The organism is Lutibacter oricola, from assembly GCF_900106565.1.
GTDB classification, from domain to species: Bacteria; Bacteroidota; Bacteroidia; order Flavobacteriales; family Flavobacteriaceae; genus Lutibacter; species Lutibacter oricola.
The window spans coordinates 16,705-36,074 of the sequence record NZ_FNNJ01000013.1 but is presented as its reverse complement, the minus strand read 5'-3'; the positions used below and the strand labels follow the sequence as shown (position 1 = coordinate 36,074).

The 19,370-nt window shown below is 31.4% G+C and carries 13 protein-coding genes; 4 read left to right on the top strand and 9 right to left on the bottom strand.

Features of this window, described 5'->3' with window-relative positions; all coding sequences use genetic code 11:
- Window positions 1–191 precede the first annotated feature (191 nt).
- Together BLU40_RS15970 and BLU40_RS15965 are read left to right on the top strand one after the other, a co-directional pair.
- Window positions 192–2,717 (top strand): TonB-dependent receptor, encoded by a 2,526-nt coding sequence (locus BLU40_RS15970; protein ID WP_090126012.1) that lies wholly within the window; start codon window positions 192–194, stop codon window positions 2,715–2,717.
- Window positions 2,718–2,735: 18 nt separating this feature from the next.
- On the top strand, window positions 2,736–4,364 hold the full coding sequence (locus BLU40_RS15965) for a hypothetical protein (RefSeq protein ID WP_090126009.1): 1,629 nt from the start codon (window positions 2,736–2,738) through the stop codon (window positions 4,362–4,364).
- A 368-nt stretch (window positions 4,365–4,732) separates the two neighbouring features.
- On the opposite strand, the gene BLU40_RS17865 is transcribed toward BLU40_RS15965, so the two are convergent.
- Window positions 4,733–7,657 carry an endonuclease gene (locus tag BLU40_RS17865; protein ID WP_139170981.1) on the bottom strand — a complete coding sequence of 975 codons (2,925 nt, stop codon included), beginning with the start codon at window positions 7,655–7,657 and terminating at the stop codon, window positions 4,733–4,735.
- Between the two features lie 189 nt (window positions 7,658–7,846).
- Here BLU40_RS17865 and BLU40_RS15955 point away from each other — a divergent pair, with 189 nt between their 5' ends.
- Window positions 7,847–8,275 (top strand): hypothetical protein, encoded by a 429-nt coding sequence (locus BLU40_RS15955; protein WP_090126000.1) that lies wholly within the window; start codon window positions 7,847–7,849, stop codon window positions 8,273–8,275.
- A 55-nt stretch (window positions 8,276–8,330) separates the two neighbouring features.
- Window positions 8,331–9,065, top strand: coding sequence for a lysophospholipid acyltransferase family protein (locus tag BLU40_RS15950; RefSeq protein ID WP_090126181.1), 735 nt, complete (start codon window positions 8,331–8,333; stop codon window positions 9,063–9,065).
- Here BLU40_RS15950 and BLU40_RS15945 read toward each other — a convergent pair.
- The 8 genes from BLU40_RS15945 to BLU40_RS15910 form a co-directional block, all read right to left on the bottom strand.
- Complete coding sequence (locus BLU40_RS15945; protein WP_090125997.1) at window positions 9,049–9,828, bottom strand: amidohydrolase; 780 nt, start codon at window positions 9,826–9,828, stop codon at window positions 9,049–9,051. The genes BLU40_RS15950 and BLU40_RS15945 overlap by 17 nt on opposite strands.
- A gap of 99 nt (window positions 9,829–9,927) precedes the next feature.
- Window positions 9,928–10,671 (bottom strand): succinate dehydrogenase/fumarate reductase iron-sulfur subunit, encoded by a 744-nt coding sequence (locus BLU40_RS15940; RefSeq protein ID WP_090125994.1) that lies wholly within the window; start codon window positions 10,669–10,671, stop codon window positions 9,928–9,930.
- An 8-nt stretch (window positions 10,672–10,679) separates the two neighbouring features.
- Window positions 10,680–12,683 carry a fumarate reductase/succinate dehydrogenase flavoprotein subunit gene (locus tag BLU40_RS15935; protein WP_090125991.1) on the bottom strand — a complete coding sequence of 668 codons (2,004 nt, stop codon included), beginning with the start codon at window positions 12,681–12,683 and terminating at the stop codon, window positions 10,680–10,682.
- Window positions 12,684–12,695: 12 nt separating this feature from the next.
- Window positions 12,696–13,364, bottom strand: coding sequence for a succinate dehydrogenase cytochrome b subunit (locus BLU40_RS15930; RefSeq protein ID WP_090125988.1), 669 nt, complete (start codon window positions 13,362–13,364; stop codon window positions 12,696–12,698).
- Window positions 13,365–13,588: 224 nt separating this feature from the next.
- A complete protein-coding gene (locus BLU40_RS15925) occupies window positions 13,589–14,824 on the bottom strand; it encodes a hypothetical protein (protein WP_139170980.1) in 1,236 nt (411 codons plus the stop codon).
- Between the two features lie 119 nt (window positions 14,825–14,943).
- Window positions 14,944–15,612 (bottom strand): DUF6973 domain-containing protein, encoded by a 669-nt coding sequence (locus tag BLU40_RS15920; protein ID WP_245729966.1) that lies wholly within the window; start codon window positions 15,610–15,612, stop codon window positions 14,944–14,946.
- A gap of 48 nt (window positions 15,613–15,660) precedes the next feature.
- Window positions 15,661–18,429 carry a VPS10 domain-containing protein gene (locus BLU40_RS15915; RefSeq protein WP_090125982.1) on the bottom strand — a complete coding sequence of 923 codons (2,769 nt, stop codon included), beginning with the start codon at window positions 18,427–18,429 and terminating at the stop codon, window positions 15,661–15,663.
- Between the two features lies 1 nt (window position 18,430).
- On the bottom strand, window positions 18,431–19,285 hold the full coding sequence (locus BLU40_RS15910) for a ChaN family lipoprotein (RefSeq protein WP_090125980.1): 855 nt from the start codon (window positions 19,283–19,285) through the stop codon (window positions 18,431–18,433).
- Window positions 19,286–19,370 lie beyond the last annotated feature (85 nt).

Below are 19,370 nucleotides of genomic sequence, written 5' to 3'. Positions count from 1 at the left end.
GCAACTATTTATTGATTTTAACATCTTTAAAGAAGTTGTTAATAATTAATTAACTGTAAATCAATTTAATGAATTTTTATTGTTAATTTTATTATCATAAAATTATGTTAAATTTTAACAATTAATTAAAAGTTCAATCAATTTAATTTTGCATTTTTGCAAGACATTTAATTCAAATTAAAATTAAAAGAATGAGAAATCTTAAAAACTTGTTAATGGTGGTAGTGTTTTTAGCGTCTACATCCATTTTCGCACAAACAAAACTTTCGGGTACTGTTGTTGATGAATCAAATCAACCACTTCCTGGAGCATCTATTGTTGTAAAAGGTACAAAAACAGGAGCATCAACTGATTTTGATGGTAACTTCGCATTTGACTCTAAATCGGCAAACGGATCAATTTTAGTTTCCTTTGTTGGGTACGAAACTAAAACTGTAAACTTTACAGGAAGTACTAAATTTGGAGCTATTTCTTTAAAGCCTTCAGCAGAATCTTTAGATGAAATTGTAATTACTGCAACTTCATTTGCAATTGACAGAAAAACGCCTGTTGCAGTATCTACTGTAAAAGCTGATGTTATTGAGCATAAATTAGGGTCGCAAGAATTTCCTGAAATTTTAAAATCTACACCTGGAGTATACGCTACTAAATCTGGTGGTGGTTTTGGTGATGGTAGATTAACAGTTAGAGGGTTTGACTCTGAAAACGTTGCGGTTACTATTAATGGTGTACCTGTTAATGATATGGAGAACGGTAAAGTATACTGGTCTAACTGGGCTGGTTTAGCTGACGTTACTTCTGCTATGCAAATTCAAAGAGGTTTAGGAGCTTCTAAATTAGCTGTACCTTCTATTGGTGGTACTGTTAATATTTTATCTAAAACTACCGATGTTGAAAAAGGTGGTAATATATTTACAGCAGTTGGAAATGATGGATACCAAAAATATGGAGCTACTGTTTCAACTGGATTATTAGATAATGGTTTTGCAGCGACTATTGCAGCATCAAAAACCAAAGGTGATGGATATATTGATGGTACTGAATTTGATGGAACAAACTACTTTGTTAACATCTCTAAACAACTTGGTGAGAATCACAAATTAGCAATTACATCTTTTGGAGCACCTCAACGTCACGGTCAAAGACAAAATAGAAGCTTAATTTCTACATACAGAAATGCTGAAAGCAAAAATAAATTTAACCCAGACTGGGGTATTAAAAATGGAGAAGTAACTCATATTGAAGACAACTTCTACCACAAATCACAAACATCTTTAAACCACTATTGGACAATTAACGATAAATCTAATTTATCTACAGCTATCTATGCTTCTTGGGGATCAGGAGGTGGTGGTGGAACCGCTGGAACTAACAGAGATTTATTTAAAGTAAGATTAGGTGCTGATGATCAACCGGTAGACTTAGATAACATTGTTGACATTAACAGAGCTAATGGAGCATTAGGTTCTGAAGCATATTTAAGAGCTTCTAGAAACGATCACGAATGGTATGGTTTATTATCTACTTATAAAACTGAAATTAACGATAATTTAAATTTAATAGCTGGTCTTGACTTAAGAACTTACACAGGTAAACACTTTTCTGAAGTTACCGATTTATTAGGTGGAGATTACGCTCTAGATGATAGTGATGTAAACAACCCTAACAGAGCATTAAAAGTTGGTGACAAACGTGACTACTGGAATGATGGTGAAGTTGGATGGCAAGGTTTATTTACTCAATTAGAATACAATACAGATAATTTATCTACTTTTATTGCTTCTGCAGTATCTAATACTTCTTATAAAAGAATTGATTATTTCCAATACACTCCTGGTAACCAAGAAACTGATAAATACGACTTTATTGGTTATAGTATAAAAGGTGGTGCTAACTACAATATTAATGACGAGCATAATGTGTTTGCCAATATTGGTTATTTTGAAAAAGCGGCTAACTTTAATGCAGTATTCTTAAATTACGATAATGACCATATTAATGAAGATGCAGAAAACCAAAAAATATTTAGTACTGAATTAGGTTATGGTTATAGAAGCGAAAAATTTGCTGGTAACTTTAATATTTATAGAACTGAATGGAATGATAGAACATTAACACAAAATGTTCAAAATCAAGACGGGACAAACAGCACAGCTAATATTTTAGGTGTAAATGCTATTCACCAAGGAATAGAATTAGATTTCACATACAAACCATCTGATAAACTTAGTGTAATTGGAATGTTATCATTAGGAGATTGGACTTGGGATAGTGATGTTGAAGATGTTCAAATTTTTGATGAAGACCAAAACTTAGTTGATACTGTAAACCTTTACATTGCTGGTTTAAAAGTTTCTGACGCTGCTCAAACAACTCTTGCTTTAGGTTTTGACTATGAAGTAATGGAAAAAACTCACTTTACAGTAGATTTTAACTATTTTGATGATTTATATGCTGATTACGATCCTAACGACAGAGGTACAAAAGGAGATCCACAAGCGTGGAAGGCACCTGCTTACAGTACTTTTGATGCAAGTATTAGACACGGATTTAAAATTGGTGATTTAGATACTACTCTTACTGCTAGAATGAACAATGTATTCGATACAGAATATATTTCTGACGCGCTTGATGGTGCTGGGTCTGTTGATGAAACTGCATTAGTTTGGTTCGGTTATGGAAGAACTTTTAACATAAGCGCCAAAATTAAATTTTAATTAAAAAAATCTTAAACAATGAAAAAATTAGTTTATTTATTTATGGCATTGGGTTTAATGCTTACTTCATGTGACCCAATGGATGATATTTATGAGGCAATTGATGCTCAAGAAGAAATAATTTCTGGAGAAGTATCAATAACATTATCTGATGAAGATTATGAAGAATTAGAATTGTCTTATGGGAACTTTAGCTCTATTGATGATGCTAAAACTATGATTCCTGGATTATTAACAGACAAATACCCTGTTTGGGGAGAAGGTTCTTTAGTAAATGTAACTTTTAACTTGTATGACCCTATTTATGTAGAAAGCTATACAGTTACTTCTGCAGATTATGAAGCATTATTAGATGCTGGAGATATTCAAGGAGCTCATTTATCCAATAACAATGCTATAAATGCTTTTATGGCTTACAAAGATTCTCAAGCTGAACAAGGTTCTTATATTGAGTTAACTTATAACAAGCTAGCTGAAAAAATTTCTTATACTTTAACTGATGATGATTATGCTTCTGTTGGAAATGGAAGTTATGATAATTTTGATATTAGAACAGGTAAAAATGAAGAGGATATAGAAGTTAGAAGAGAAAAAATAGAAACTATTTTATTAGCTAATTTCCCTGATACTCCTATAAACCAACAATATTTAGTTTCTTACCAAGCTTTTAATAATAGCTACAAAACTGTAACCTTAGAAATGTTAGTTCAATTTGACGGTACAAACTACAATATGGTTTCTGGAACAGAATACACTCTAAATGGTGATGACACTGATTTAATTGGTGCTGAATTATTAGAAACTTACCCTGGTCCTGCTGGAAATTTAGCATCATATGGTTCTTTTGAAAGAAGATCTGGACATGATAATTATTGGTCTGATGATATGTTGTTAGAAGCAATAGATATTGCTCTTCAAAATAACTTCCCTACTGCAGCTACAGGAGATAAATACTCTGTACAATTAGAAGCTTATTTAGGAAGTGGAACTTATGAAACGCTTACTATTTTAGTTGAATTATTAGATTCTGGTTCTTATGGTAAATTACCAGACACATTAATTGAAGAAACTAATGTATTTGCTTTAACTGACAAATGGGATGTTCCATTTACTTTAACTGCTGATGATTATACTGCAATGGGGCAAAGCTATCCAAACTTCTCTGATGAAGAATTAGCTTGGTACAGAATTGCTATCTACTTAGAATCTGCATTTCCATATGCTGAAGCTGAAGATATGACTGCTGTTTCTTATGACTTATACTCAGGAAGTGTTGAAACTGAATATGTGAATTTTGTATTTGATGGTGACAAATGGATTGGTACTCCAAGTGTTGTTGCTAAAACTATTAAGTTTGGTAACGACGGATCTATGTGGGTTCCTGACAACACTATTAAGTACACTTTAACCTCTGCTGATTATGAATTAGTTGGTAATGGTTATTACGGAAACTTTGATGTTAGAAGTGGAAAAGCTGAAGAAACTGAAGAAGTGAGATTAGAAAAAATTAACACTATCTTATTGAACAACTTCCCAGCAATGGAAGAAGGTCAAAAATATGCTGTAACATACAATGTATATTCTGGAGCTAATGAAGTTTGGGAAATGAAAGTTGTTTTAACTAGTGGAGAATACGTTCTTCAATAGAGATAAATTAACTATACAATTTTAAAAACCTGATAGAAAATTCTATCAGGTTTTTTTGTACTCAAAAGCTAACTAATAATATAACTAAAGCCTCAATTACTTTATATGAAATATAAAAGTTAAAATATTCAAGTTTTAGTCTTGTTATTTAAACAATATAGCTTACAAAAACTACAATAACTATATTTAAAATGCCTTTACTTTAATCTACTTAAAACAAATTGTTAATTTTTAGTTTAAGAAACCTTTATAAACTATTAAAACTGTAATTATATTACTATTAACAAACAATTATACAGCGATTTTATCATAAAAAAGCCTATCAATTATTTTGATAGGCTTTTAAATATTAAACTTCGTATTTATATTTACTCCTTAATTACCCTTATCAATTCAGTATTTGTTCCATATACCTTAATAAAGTAAACACCTGTAGGTTGATTCTCAAGATTTATATTAATTCTACCATAATTTACATTATAAAGTTTAGAACTAATTAATAACAATTGTGAGTTATAAACCTCAACTTGAATTAATTCCTTATCTACTACTGCTGGCACACCAACTTCAAAGCTACCCTTACTTGGATTTGGAAACGCAATATATTCAGAAAATAAATCTATAATTTTTGAAAAGGTTCCCTCACAAGCAATTTTAGATTTAACTTCAATCAAATCACCTTGATTTATATTTTCAATCTCTATTACATTTAAGCTAGTTTTATCTATTACAATTCCATTTCTAGAAACTAAATATGGAGCAGTACCTTCAATTATTTCAATAGAAACACTATTTGCCGAAACAGATGCTTTTCCAGATATTTCTTGAGCTGCTTCAATTACAATATTAAAACATTGCTCATAATTCTGGCCAACTACAGCAATACAGAACTCGTAATTACCAGGCTCTAGCCCTTCAACAGTAATAGCATTTGTAAAACTATAATCAACATTATTAATAGAAAATGAATAGTTATAATTTTCATTTGCTGTTATAACAACTTGTCCATTATTTTCTCCAGTACAAGTTTCACCAATAGTTTCAACTACAAAATTACTAGAAGGTAAAATAAAACAACCTGCTGAATTTACTTGAGTACCTGAAGTGGAAGTAGGACAATCATCAACATTATTCATTACTCCATCATTATCATCATCTAATTGTCCATCCCAACATCCATTTGCGTCAACAGTTTCTCCTGTTGGTGTATCTGCACATAAATCAACATTATTCATTACGCCATCATTATCATCATCTAATTGACTATCTGAGCACCCATCTGAATTTACTGTTTCACCTGTTGGTGTATCTGCACATAAATCTAGGCTATTTATAACACCATCGTTATCATCATCTAATTGTCCATTCGAACATCCATTAACGTCAACAGTTTCTCCTGTTGGAGTATCTGCACATAAATCAACATTATTCATTACTCCATCATTATCATCATCTAATTGACTGTCTGAACATCCATCTGAATTGACTGTTTCACCTGTTGGTGTACTTGCACATAAATCATCACTATTTTGAACTCCATCGTTATCGTCATCCAATTGTCCATTTGAACATCCATTAACGTCTACAGTTTCACCTACTGGAGTATTAGGACATAAATCATCAGTATTTAATACTCCATCATTATCTGTATCATCACTAGGTTCGGTGGCTGTAATTTCAAAATTATCAACTGTCCATCTAGTTGGAGAACCATTTGAATAGTACTTAAATGCAAAATAAACTGCCCCTGTAATTGAACTTATATCCACATCGTTAAATTTATACACCTCTTCGGTTCCACTTCCATCAGAGTGCGTAGGAATAGAAAGGTTAGGAACATTTACCCAAGTAAAATTTGTTGGATCTCCAGAACCATCATAATCTGAAGAATATACTAACACTAATGATGAGGATCCGTAAGCCGCATCTGTATAAAAACTCAATAACTCATCTTCATTTATATCAAAATCAATAGCATTTGTTGTAATTAACCAATCTTTACTTAATACAACCTCTTGATAACCATTAATTCCATACGACCCAGAACTGTTTTCTCCAAATTGAGATTCACATATCCAATCTTTATTACTTGCTTCACTATATGCAAAAAACTGTACAGAAGCACAATCGTTAAAATCTTCTGAAAACAACAAAAAAGGACCCGTTTCAGTAGTTACCGTTAATTTGTTGCTAAACTCTGATAAGTTTGAAGCAGCATCTCTAGCCTTTACAGTAATATTATATGCTGTATTTGGACTTAAATTAGCAATTATTGCAGTAGTGGTATTAGATGTTTGAAGGTAAACATCATCTAAATAAATTAAATAATCATAAACAGCTATATTATCTGTAGAGGCTGTCCAGCTTATATTGATAGATTCATCAGTTACAGAAGTTGAAACTAAATTAGATGGTGCAGTAGGTGCTTCAGTATCACTACTACTCCCCATATTCCATTTATCTTCAGCATTTAAGCCGCCCCAAATAATTGTTGCTAAATAAGGATTGTCAATAAAAGGATTTCTGTTTAATTGAATTCCTGATAAAATTTCATTTCTGTTTGCCTCAAAATCCGACACAGGGTCTTCAGCATTCCAAGTTAAAAAAAGATCTATCATATTAGGATCCATTGCATTTACTGACCCAAAACCAATATTAATAGGTAAACAACTTGTTTGTGAACTCTGTGAACCGTCTCCATGATATCTTAAATACATATACATTATGGTACGTGCTACATCACCTTTCCATTCATCTCCTGGATACCAACCTCCATTTGAAGAAACTATATCTGAATTACCGCTTCCGTCTGCAAATTTTCGATTACTTCTAGAGCTATTTCTAGTTCTATCTGCTGCTCTTAAATTATGAACATCTGAACCAGGAGTAATCTCTCCAGATTCTGCTACCAAAGAAGGATTAGCTAAAGACTTTGCAAATATGTGCTCTCTATTCCACACACCTGTATCTCCATTTCCAGTATCATGTAATGTTTTAACCCTTGTTCTATCAGTACTTTCATCACCATCAGTATCATCAAATCCATAAATTAATAATACATTAGTATCAATATCTGGGTCTTCATCAGCTTGATCGCAAGCATCCCAAACATCAGTTGTAGACGATGATGTATAAGGTATTCCTGAATGTGTAGATTCTACTCTACCTGCTAATTCTAAAAATAATTCATTACCAGTTTTTGTTAAATCCAAACCGTTATAATAGGCTGGTATTTGTGCAAAAAAAGGTGTTATTGTTAAAAAAAGAAACGAAAAAATAAGTGCTTTTTTCATTTTAAAATTTGTTTTAATTATTATTAAATTCACTTTAAAAACTCTTATTAAAGCGTATAACAAACTTATTATTTATTTATAGAATTAAATAATTTTGTGAATAAAATAAAGATTAATTATTTCAAGTATTTAATTTATTAAGTTTTAAAAATTTAATTTCTTACTTTTACCACCATAAAAACTACTATTATGACTAAAATGATTCACTCTTATTGGGCGTACATTACATTAATTGTATTAATTGCTGCGGTTGTTAATGCTATTATTGGTGTAACTTCAAAAAAAGAGTTTACAGCTAAAGATTTAAGAATTTCTTTATTTGCATTAATTGCATCTCACATTCAACTTTTAATTGGGTTTGTTGCTTACTATTTTTCTAGCTTTTATACTGCTATGAAAGATGTTGGTATGGGAGAGGTAATGAAAAACAGTGCTTTAAGAAAACCTCTTGTTGAGCATCCGTTAATGATTATTATTGCTATTGCACTAATTACAATTGGGTTTTCAAAACACAAAAAGAAAGAAAACAGCATTTCTAAATTTAAAACAATTGCAATATTTTATACCATTGCATTAATTTTAATACTTGCTGTTATTCCTTGGAATTTATGGTTCTAAAAATAAAACATTTACACATCCTAAGTCTTTTGGCTTAGGATTTTTTTATACTATTATGAGAAAAATTTTAGCTTACATACCTTCTGCTATCTACCAATTTACTTTTTTTATATTACTACTAATTTTTCATCCAATACAATGGTTGTGTTTAAAATTAGGAGGATATGAGGCTCATAAAAAATCGGTTGACATATTAAATTTCTTTCTTGTTTATAGTATTTATCTTTTAGGTTCGAAAATATCTTTTAGAAACAATAAAAACATACCCGAAAACGCACCTTTAATAATTGTTTCTAATCATCAAAGTGTTAACGATATCCCAGCTATGATTTGGTTTTTAAGAAAATACCATCCAAAATTTGTTTCAAAAAAAGAATTAGGAAAAGGTATTCCAAGCATTTCTTTTAATTTAAAACATGGTGGATCTGTTTTAATAGATCGAAAAGATGCAAAACAAGCTATTACAGAAATTGCCAAACTGGGTAAATATATTGAAGCAAATAATAGATCGGCTGTTATTTTCCCTGAAGGTACTAGAAGTAGAAACGGAATACCAAAAAGATTTTCTCCAAATGGACTAAAAATGTTGGTAAAGTACGCTCCATCAGCTTATGTTTTACCAATTACAGTAAATAATTCTTGGAAAATTTTAAAATACGGTAAATTTCCAAATGATATAGGTGTTAACTTAACTTTTGATGTTCACGAACCAATTAAAGCAGATTCAATGAAGTTTAATGAGTTGTTTGAACATGTTGAAACAACAATTAAAGCTAGTGTAATAGTTTAAAACTATCGCAATCGTTTAAAAAATTAAGTCTTTTTCTTGTTTCAGAAATGTGCTTTTTACTTAACGTAACAACAGTAGTAATCTCATTTTCTTGGTTTAGCGGTATAATTGCTGCCCCTAAAGTATTATAAGCTATACTATGCCCGTTGTATTCAAACTTATTAGGGTCAACCCCAACTCTATTTACACCAATTACATAACTTAAATTTTCAATGGCTCTTGCTTGTAAAAGAGTGTCCCAAGCCAAAATTCTTTTCTTTGGCCAATTTGCAACGTACAATAATAAATCATACGCTTCTACATTTCTAGCAAAAACAGGAAAACGCAAATCGTAACAAACTTGTGGACAAATTCTCCATCCATTGTATTCTATAATAACTTTTTCTTTTCCTGCTGAATACACTTTTTCTTCTCCTGCTAAAGAAAACAAATGTCTTTTGTTATAAGTTTTTATTTCTCTGGAAGGAAATACAAAAATAAAGCGATTGTAATATTTATTATCTTCTTCAACAACAATACTTCCGCAAATAGCAAAACCGTTATCAGCAGCAATATTTTGCATCCATTTAATGGTTTCTCCAGCCATATCTTCTGCAACTTCTTCTGGTTTCATAGTAAAACCCGTTGTAAACATTTCTGGTAATACTACTAAATCTACTTTTTCTTTAATTTGATTAATTAAGGAAGTAAAATGGCTTCGATTTTCTTCAACTTTATGCCAAAAAATATTTGATTGTATTGTTGCTACTTTTAAATCTTGCATTTCTAAAATTTTCAGAGCTAAAATTACTAAATAAAAAGCACAAAAAACCCTACTTCATTTCTGAAACAGGGTTTTTTTATGTATTCTAAAATGTATTTTTTAGATAATACTTGCTTTTAAATACTCACGGTTCATACGTGCAATATTTTCTAATGAAATTCCTTTAGGACATTCCACTTCACAAGCTCCAGTATTGGTACAGTTACCAAAACCTTCATCATCCATTTGTTTTACCATATTTCTAACACGGTCTGCAGCTTCTACTTTACCTTGTGGCAATAATGCAAACTGAGATACTTTTGCCGAAACAAATAACATTGCCGATGAGTTTTTACAACTAGCAACACAAGCTCCACAACCAATACAAGCTGCAGCATCCATAGATAAATCTGCATCTAATTTAGGAATAGGAATTGCATTTGCATCTTGCGTATTTCCTGAAGTGTTTACTGAAATGTAACCACCTGCTTGTTGAATACGCTCAAAAGCCATACGATCTACAATTAAATCTTTAATTACCGGGAATGCTTTTGCTCTCCATGGCTCGATATATATTGTATCTCCATCTTTAAAAGTACGCATGTGTAACTGACATGTTGTTATACCTCTATCTGGTCCGTGTGGTTCACCATTAATATGTAATGAACACATACCGCAAATACCTTCTCTACAGTCGTGATCAAAAGCAATTGGCACTTCACCTTTAGCAACTAGACCTTCATTTAAAATGTCCATCATTTCTAAGAAAGACATGTGTTCTGAAATATCAGTTACTTTATATTCGACCATTTGACCTTTTTCTTGCGGCCCTTTTTGTCTCCAAATTTTTAACGTTAAATTCATAATCTTTCTTATTTGTATGAACGAGTTTTTAATTCGATATCTTTAAATTCTAATTGTTCTTTATGTAAAATTGCTTCACTTGGTTTTCCTGTATATTCCCAAGCTGCTACATATGCGTAATTTTCATCATCACGTAATGCTTCACCATCTTCAGTAACATATTCTTCACGGAAATGACCTCCACAAGATTCGTTTCTGTTTAATGCATCTTTAGCAAACAATTCACCTAACTCTAAGAAATCAGCAACTCTACCAGCTTTTTCTAATTCAACATTCATTTCATTTAAATCTCCAGGAACTTTTACGTTTTTCCAGAAATCTTCACGAACCTCTTGAATTTCTTTAATAGCTTCTTTTAAGTGCTTCTCATTACGAGCCATTCCAACTTTTTCCCACATTATGTTACCTAACTTTTTGTGGAAATAATCTACAGAGTGTGATCCGTTATTATTGATAAAGAACTCTAATTTGTCTTTAATTTCTTTTTCAGCTTCATCAAACTCTTTAGTGTCTGTTGGAATTTTACCAGTTCTAATATCGTCAGCTAAATAAGCTCCAATAGTATAAGGTAATACAAAATATCCATCAGCTAAACCTTGCATTAATGCAGAAGCTCCAAGTCTGTTTGCACCGTGATCAGAGAAGTTTGCTTCACCAATACAGTATAAACCATCAACAGTTGTCATTAAGTTATAATCAACCCAAACACCACCCATTGTATAGTGTGTTGCAGGGTAAATCATCATAGGTGTTTTGTATGGATTGTCATCAACAATTTTCTCATACATTTGGAATAAGTTTCCGTATTTAGCTTCAATAACAGCTTCACCTAATTCTGTAACAACTTCTTTAGATGCGTTTTCTATTCCTTTAATTTTTGCTTGCTCAGAACCGTAACGGTTAATTGCAGAAGCAAAATCTAAATAAACAGCTTCACCAGTTGCATTTACACCAAAACCAGCATCACAACGCTCTTTTGCAGCTCTCGATGCAACATCACGTGGTACTAAGTTTCCATATGCAGGGTAACGTCTTTCTAAATAGTAATCTCTATCTTCTTCAGCAATTGCAGTTGGCTTTAATTTACCTTCTTGAATTGCTTTAGCATCTTCCATTTTTGCTGGAACCCAAATTCTACCATCATTACGTAATGATTCAGACATTAACGTTAATTTAGATTGGTAATCTCCTGAACGTGGAATACACGTTGGGTGAATTTGTGTCATACAAGGATTTGCAAAGAATGCTCCTTTTTTATGAATTTTCCAAGCTGCAGTTGCATTAGATCCCATTGCGTTAGTAGATAAGAAATATACATTTCCGTAACCACCTGTTGCAATAACTACTGCGTGAGCTGAATGACGCTCAATTTCTCCAGTAATTAAATCTCGTGCAATAATTCCTCTTGCTTTTCCGTCAACTTTTACTACGTCTAACATTTCGTGACGATTGAACATTTCAATCTTTCCACGAGCAATTTGACGGTTCATTGCAGAATAACAACCTAATAATAATTGTTGTCCTGTTTGTCCTTTAGCGTAAAAAGTACGAGATACTAATACACCACCAAATGAACGGTTGTCTAATAACCCACCATAATCACGTGCAAAAGGTACACCTTGAGCAACACATTGATCAATAATAGCTCCAGACACCTCAGCTAAACGAAATACGTTTGCTTCACGTGAACGGTAATCTCCTCCTTTTACTGTATCGTAAAATAAACGATAGTTAGAATCTCCATCGTTTTGATAATTTTTTGCTGCATTGATACCTCCTTGAGCTGCAATTGAATGCGCTCTACGTGGAGAATCTTGGTAAGCAAAAGCTTTTACGTTATATCCTAATTCTGCTAACGATGCTGCTGCAGAACCTCCTGCTAAACCAGTTCCAACAACTATAATATCAATATTACGTTTGTTTGCTGGATTTACAAGATCTACGTTTTCTTTATAAACTGTCCATTTATCTTTAATTGGACCTTGAGGTACTTTTGAATTTAAAGTAGTCATATTCTTCTAAGATTAATGGTTAAAGTGGTGAAATAATGCAACAATAATAAATCCTAATGGAATTACAATTGAATAACACTTTCCAAATGTTTTTACACAACTAGAGTATTTGTTATTGAATCCCATTGATTGAAATGCCGATTGAAAACCGTGCATTAAATGCATTCCTAATAATACAAATGCTACTACATAGGCAGCAACTCTCCACATTGGAACAAATTTGTGCTGTAACTCTTCAAAATATCTGAATTCTCCATTATGCATACCAGTCATATCGCCTAAAACGTATTTGGTATTTATTTCTGGAATCCAAAAATCTAAAAAGTGAATTACTAAAAAAGCTAAAATAACAGCTCCAGAAATAATCATATTTCTAGATGCCCAAGAAGAACTTGCAGCTCCGTTAAACTTAGCATACTTTACATTTCTTGCTCCTTTATTCCTTAGCTCTAATACAAACCCCATTACAAAGTGAAATACAACTCCAAAAATTAATACTGGTTGCATAGCAAACTGTATTAAAGGATTTGTACCCATAAAGTGAGATGCTTCGTTAAAAACTTCTGCACTAAATAATGATGTTAAATTAACTGCTAAATGAATAATTAAGAAAATGATAAGGAATAGTGCTGACAATGCCATGGCTACTTTCCTTGCAATTGATGATGATAAAACGCTCATTTTTTATTATTTTTTTTGAAGCTACAAAGATACTCATTTCTCCTTTTGTATTTAAGATAAATTAACCTTTTAGCTTTATTTAGAATGGTTATAAAATAACAACTCTAAATACCTAATAAATTAACAAGCATATACCAAAAACAGTCTTTATTTGGCATAAAAAAGACATATTTAGAAGTATTTATTAAACTTCATTCAATTTAAAAAAGTTGTTAAATTTTATTTTAGAAGTTAAATCTTGGATTAACAATTGTATTATACATAGATCCAAATGAATAGTTTAACCCAAACCTAAGCGAATATTTATAACCTGATTGTGCTTGTTTTTGAGCCAGTAATAAATCTTCTAAACTTAAATCTCCAGCAGCTAAGTTTACTTGATTATCTGTAATATCGTAGCTACCATTTAAACTTAAAGAAAACCCTTTAAACAATCTAAAGTTTGTACCCAAATCGAAAGAAACAGCACTTAAAGACGTGTCGTGCAAATAACTACTATAAGAAATTTCTCCAGAAACATTTCCCCATTTTTGCTGCACTGCTCCACCTAAATTAAAACTATGTTCCCATAACAATTCTTCATCTTCATCAAAAATAGTTGTCTCAATATAATTGTTTTGTGATCCACCAACTCTATATGAAAGAACCAATTGCTTTTTAAAAGATTGCTTATAATCGAAAAAATTATACTCAATTGCAGGCCTCAACCAATACGATAAATCGAAATTTTTATATGTTGACTCATACATTCCTCCAAAAAAACCTGCTGACCAATGATTATTTAAACTAAAAACATTCGAAAATGAAAACGAAGTGGACTCTTGACGAGTTATGGTAGTTCCACTATCCTTTCTAAATATTTTTTTATCATTACTTCTACTTACCCTAATAAAAAATTTGTTTTTCTCTGTAACTCTTTTTGCAGAGGCATTGTAATTTAAATACTTAGTTTCCTTAACCTCTTCACCTCTAAAAGTTCCTCTAAGCCCAACGTTAAACACCCATTTATTCCAAGAATCTTTTACTTCTTCTACCACAGCAGTTTTATCTTCTTCTTTTAACTGAACTGAAATAACATCATCATTTCCACTTCTAAGCCAAAATTTCACTAAACCAAGTTTCAAGTATTCAAAAACTAAATCTCTTTTTTCAGCACTAGTGTCATCCGATTTTGTTGAAAAACTTAACCTATTTCTCATTTTTTTGAACCTATGCTGCCCTTGAAATTCAAAACTATATTTTACTCCTCCGCTACCATTTCGCTCAGTTCTAACTAAAATATAAACATCTGCATACTTTTGGTCTCTTACAAAATTCACATGACTTAAATTTTGTTTTATATAAGCGTGGTCACATTTACCACAATCTAAATACAAGTTTAAATCTGAATTATTTGAATTTGACTGAGCAGAAGCCAAAAAACTACCTAAAAACAAGAATAAAATGAATAACTTCTTCATTATAAAAATTTAATTTTAATATGCATTTCGGTACAATTATTATACCAAAACACAAATATAAACGTAATAATTACACTTATTAATAAACTTACTTAAAAATAAGCTTTTGTATATATAATTTATAGTTTAGAAAAAACTAAACATTTTAAACTTTTCCAATCGTTATGTTTTGTTTTGCTTAATTTTTTACCGTTACAATCTAAACAATTACCGGCTGAATCTTTTTTAATAATTTTAAACTTTCCTTCCTTAATTGAATTAATAATTTCATTAATTAATTCATTTTTCTGAATAATTTCTCTCTTTTTAGTAAAAGTAACCCCAACCTTGTTATTAAACAAGTCCATTTGCTTTGAAACTTTATCATAACCAGAAATCTCACCTTTACGCTTACTTTTTCTGAAGGATTTTTTATTACTGCGTTCATAAGCTCTTCCTAAAGATAATGAAGCGCCTTTTCCAATTTCTTGCCGTAAACGCGCCATCCAATACGCGTGACGAAAAGCATCTACTTGCCCACCAAATTTATCACCATCTAACAAATTTGTTTTTGCAATAGAGTCGGTAATTTGTTTTGTTTCTTCTGAAATTATTTGAGCTTTTTTTGCTTTAAAAGGATGCGTTACTACCCAACATTTAATTGGCGTAGATTGTTTCCAAAAACCTTTCCAATTGGATTGCGCATTTAGTTGAAAGTTAACAACTATTAAAAAAAACAGTATAATTTTACTACTAAACCTAATAGATCCCTGCTTTCGCAGGAATGACAAGCATAATTTTATTCCCATTCTCACTTTCCTTTCTTACCTACAAAAGCAAATATTCACCTTATAAAATTACTTCAACTCAAAAGCAGAAGTAGCTTCACCTATTTTCACTGTATATTTTCCTTTAGGCAAATAGTATTTTTCAGTTTGCGCTTTTTCAACTTTAATTTTCTTTTTTGTAAAATAATTCTTTACCACTTTTTCTGAAGTAGAAACATCGTACACAAAATAGTTATAGCCTTTTGAAGCTTCTACTTTAAAACCGTTTAACTTGGTTCCGTCTTCTGCTAAAATTTCAACAGTATAATTTCCTGATGCATTTACAAAATAAGGAATTGATATTTCTGGCTCATTTAATGGCATCCATTTACTCCAAGATTTTCCCCAACGTGAAGAATGACGCATTGATTTTACATTAAAAATTACCACATCTTTACCTTTTGTTTTTTCAAACTGTTGAATTCCCGAAATATTCGCCTTGTATATAGAGCGTCCGTGTGTTCCAACCACTAAATCTTTAGCTTCGTTTTGAATTACTACATCGTGCACTGCAACTGGTGGTAAATTTTTTGAAAATTGCTCCCAACTTTCACCTCTATTTAGAGAAACATACAACGCATTATCTGTTCCAACATACAATACGTTTTCGTTTTCAGCATCTTCTTTAATTACATTTACAGGAGAATCAGAAATATTTGAGACAATAGATTTCCACGTTTTTCCTTTATCTTCACTTACATACACATAGGTTTTAAAATCATCGTTTCTATAACCATTCAACGTTACATAAACTCTGTTTTCTTCAAATTTTGAAGCAATAACTCTTGAAACCCATAAACCTTGCGGTAAATTATCAGAAATTCTAGTCCAACTATTTCCTCCATTTTCAGTAACATTTACAAATCCATCATCACTTCCAACATAAATAAATCCAAATTTAAATGGACTTTCAGAAATGGTAGTTAAGGTTCCATAAGGTACATTTCCTTTTTTTCCACCAGTTGTTAAATCTTCTGAAATTACATCAAAATTTTCACCTTGGTCCATTGAGCGCAATAACTTATTTGCTCCAATATATAAAATGTCTTGGTTATGTGGCGACAACAAAATTGGAGCTTGCCAATTGTATCGGTACGGAGAATCGCCCAATTCGTGTGTTGGATGAATACTTAAATAATCACCCGTTTCAGTATTTGTTCTAAAATAATAACCAAACTGTGAACCAGAATACACCACATTATTGTCTCTGCTATCAATTTGAACTTGCATTCCATCTCCTCCACCTAAACTTTTGTAAGGATATTCACCTGTACTATTCCAATTTTTTGAAGCTTTGTAAGTACTTGGGCCATACCAAACACCATTATCTTGCAATCCTCCATACACATTGTATGTTTTTTTATTATCTACATTTATTGCGTAAAATTGACCAACGGCTGGTGAATTATTTTTATACCAATTCTCACCATCATCATAAGTTATGTTTACTCCTCCATCGTTCCCATTGATTACGTGGCCTTCTAAATTTGGATTTATCCACAATGCTTGATGATCGGCGTGCACGTTTTCTCTCCACATTGAAGAAAAAGTTTTTCCACCATCATCAGATTTTAACAACGGAACTCCACCAATATAAATTTTGTTTTGGTTTGAAGTATTTACAGCCATAATTCCAAAATAATAACCGTACGAGCTATACACATCATCTAAATAATCTTTATGTGTTTTCTTCCACGTTTTTCCGCCATCTTCACTTTTATAAACCTCTGCTCCTATTACTTCAGAATTCAATAAAATATAATTTGCATCTTCTAAATATTTAGCCAAATCTATCGGTTCAATTTTTCCTTTTTCAACCAATTCTTTTACATTTTTTGCTGAATATTTCTTTGGAAAACGATTCTCTTTTAAATATTCATTCAAATCCTTTTTATCTAATTTTAAAAATTCATTTTTAGAAAAGTGTTTAAAATCATCTTTTTTCAAGCCAACTTGTGATTTCTTTTTCTTTGCTGGTCGCATATTCTGATTGTCTAACAAAGCATAAACCACATTATTATCAAAAGTGGCTAAACCAATTCTTCCAACTCCATCACCAACAGGAAATCCGCTTTTTTTAGTTGAAATTTTCACCCAAGTACTTCCTGCATTTTCACTTTTATAAATTGCAGAACCTTCTCCATCTCCAGTAAAATTCCACGCTTTTCTATCTCGCTCCCAAGTTGCAGCAAATAAAACATTTGAATCGGTTGGCGAAACCGAAACATCAATTACTCCAGTATTTTCATTAATAAATAAAGTATTATTCCAAGTTTTCCCACCATCGCTAGTTTTATAAATTCCACGCTCTTTGTTTGGTGTGTACAAATGACCAACAACACCAACTACAACTTCGTTTGGATTGTTTTTATTGATAATAATTCTACCTATATGTTGCGAATCTTTTAACCCAGTATTTGTCCAAGTCTTCCCTTTGTCGGTACTTTTTAAAACACCAATCCCTGCATACGATGAACGAGATGAATTACTTTCTCCTGTTCCAACCCAAATGGTTCCATTTTTCCAATCTACAGCAATATCACCAACATTAATTGTTTCTGCTGAATCCATAATTGGTGCAAATGAAGCTCCATTGTTATTGGTGTACCAAACTCCTCCAGAAGCATAACCAACATAAAACTCGGTAGTTTTTTCAGGATTTACATCAATATCTACCACTCGACCACTCATAACTGTCGGCCCAATATTGGTAAATGCTACATTTTTAACTAAAGACTCTTGGGCATTTATTCCGAAGGAAATAAATAATAGACTAAAAAGGATGGTTAGTTTTTTCATTTTAATATGTTTTGGTCATTGAACTTGGAACAGCAATAATAAAATCGGCTGTTTGTTTATTATCTTCTTTTAATTTTTTAATAGTTTCTTGCTCTGAAATACTTATTGTTACAATATTTAAATTAGGTTCATCTTGTTTTAAATACCAATAGATTCCTTCAAAATTATCTGAATGATACGAACCATTGTAATGGATAAACAGCTTTTCTTGTTCTCTGTTTTTTAGAATAAAATATCCCATTGCTGCATCTTTTACCGCTTGTGCTTTTGGTAAATTATCACCCCCATGACCGCCCATCATACTTTTCATTTTTACATAACCTGGTAAGTTTGCATCATATTTTATTGGTAAAGGAGCCATCCAACTTTTTTCTTCAGAAGTTAATGTTTCTAAAGCTTCAAAACCTCCTCTAAACACTTTACTCGCATATCTTCTAGGAATATTTGTTGTAATAAATTTAAATTGATTTTCTTTAGCAAAATCAACCAATGGTTTGTAATCGGTTTTGTAATTACTCCATAACCTTGCAACCGTATCAAATGCTTTTTGATCTATTTTTCCAGACAAATATTCGTTTAGTTGAATTTGATTATCAGCTTCAAACATTTCGGCTCCCAATGTTAATTCTCTTTTGTTACTCAAATCTTTAGTAGCTTCTAACTGTAACCAATGTATTATTGAATTATTATGGTGTTCTCCAAACAAAACAACATCAGTTTTACTCATTTTCTTCAACATTTTTTTATAAGAAACCTTTTTCCCTTTTGAATTAAAAATTTGATAAGCTTGCTTTTTCTGACTGTAACTTTGTATTGAAATAACCGAAATTAACAGAAATACGATTAGTTTTTGCATAAATAATAGGAAGTTTTTAAACTTTGATATCTAACAAATTTATAACTTTGTTTGAGATAACAAATATGAAGTTACTTAAAATAAC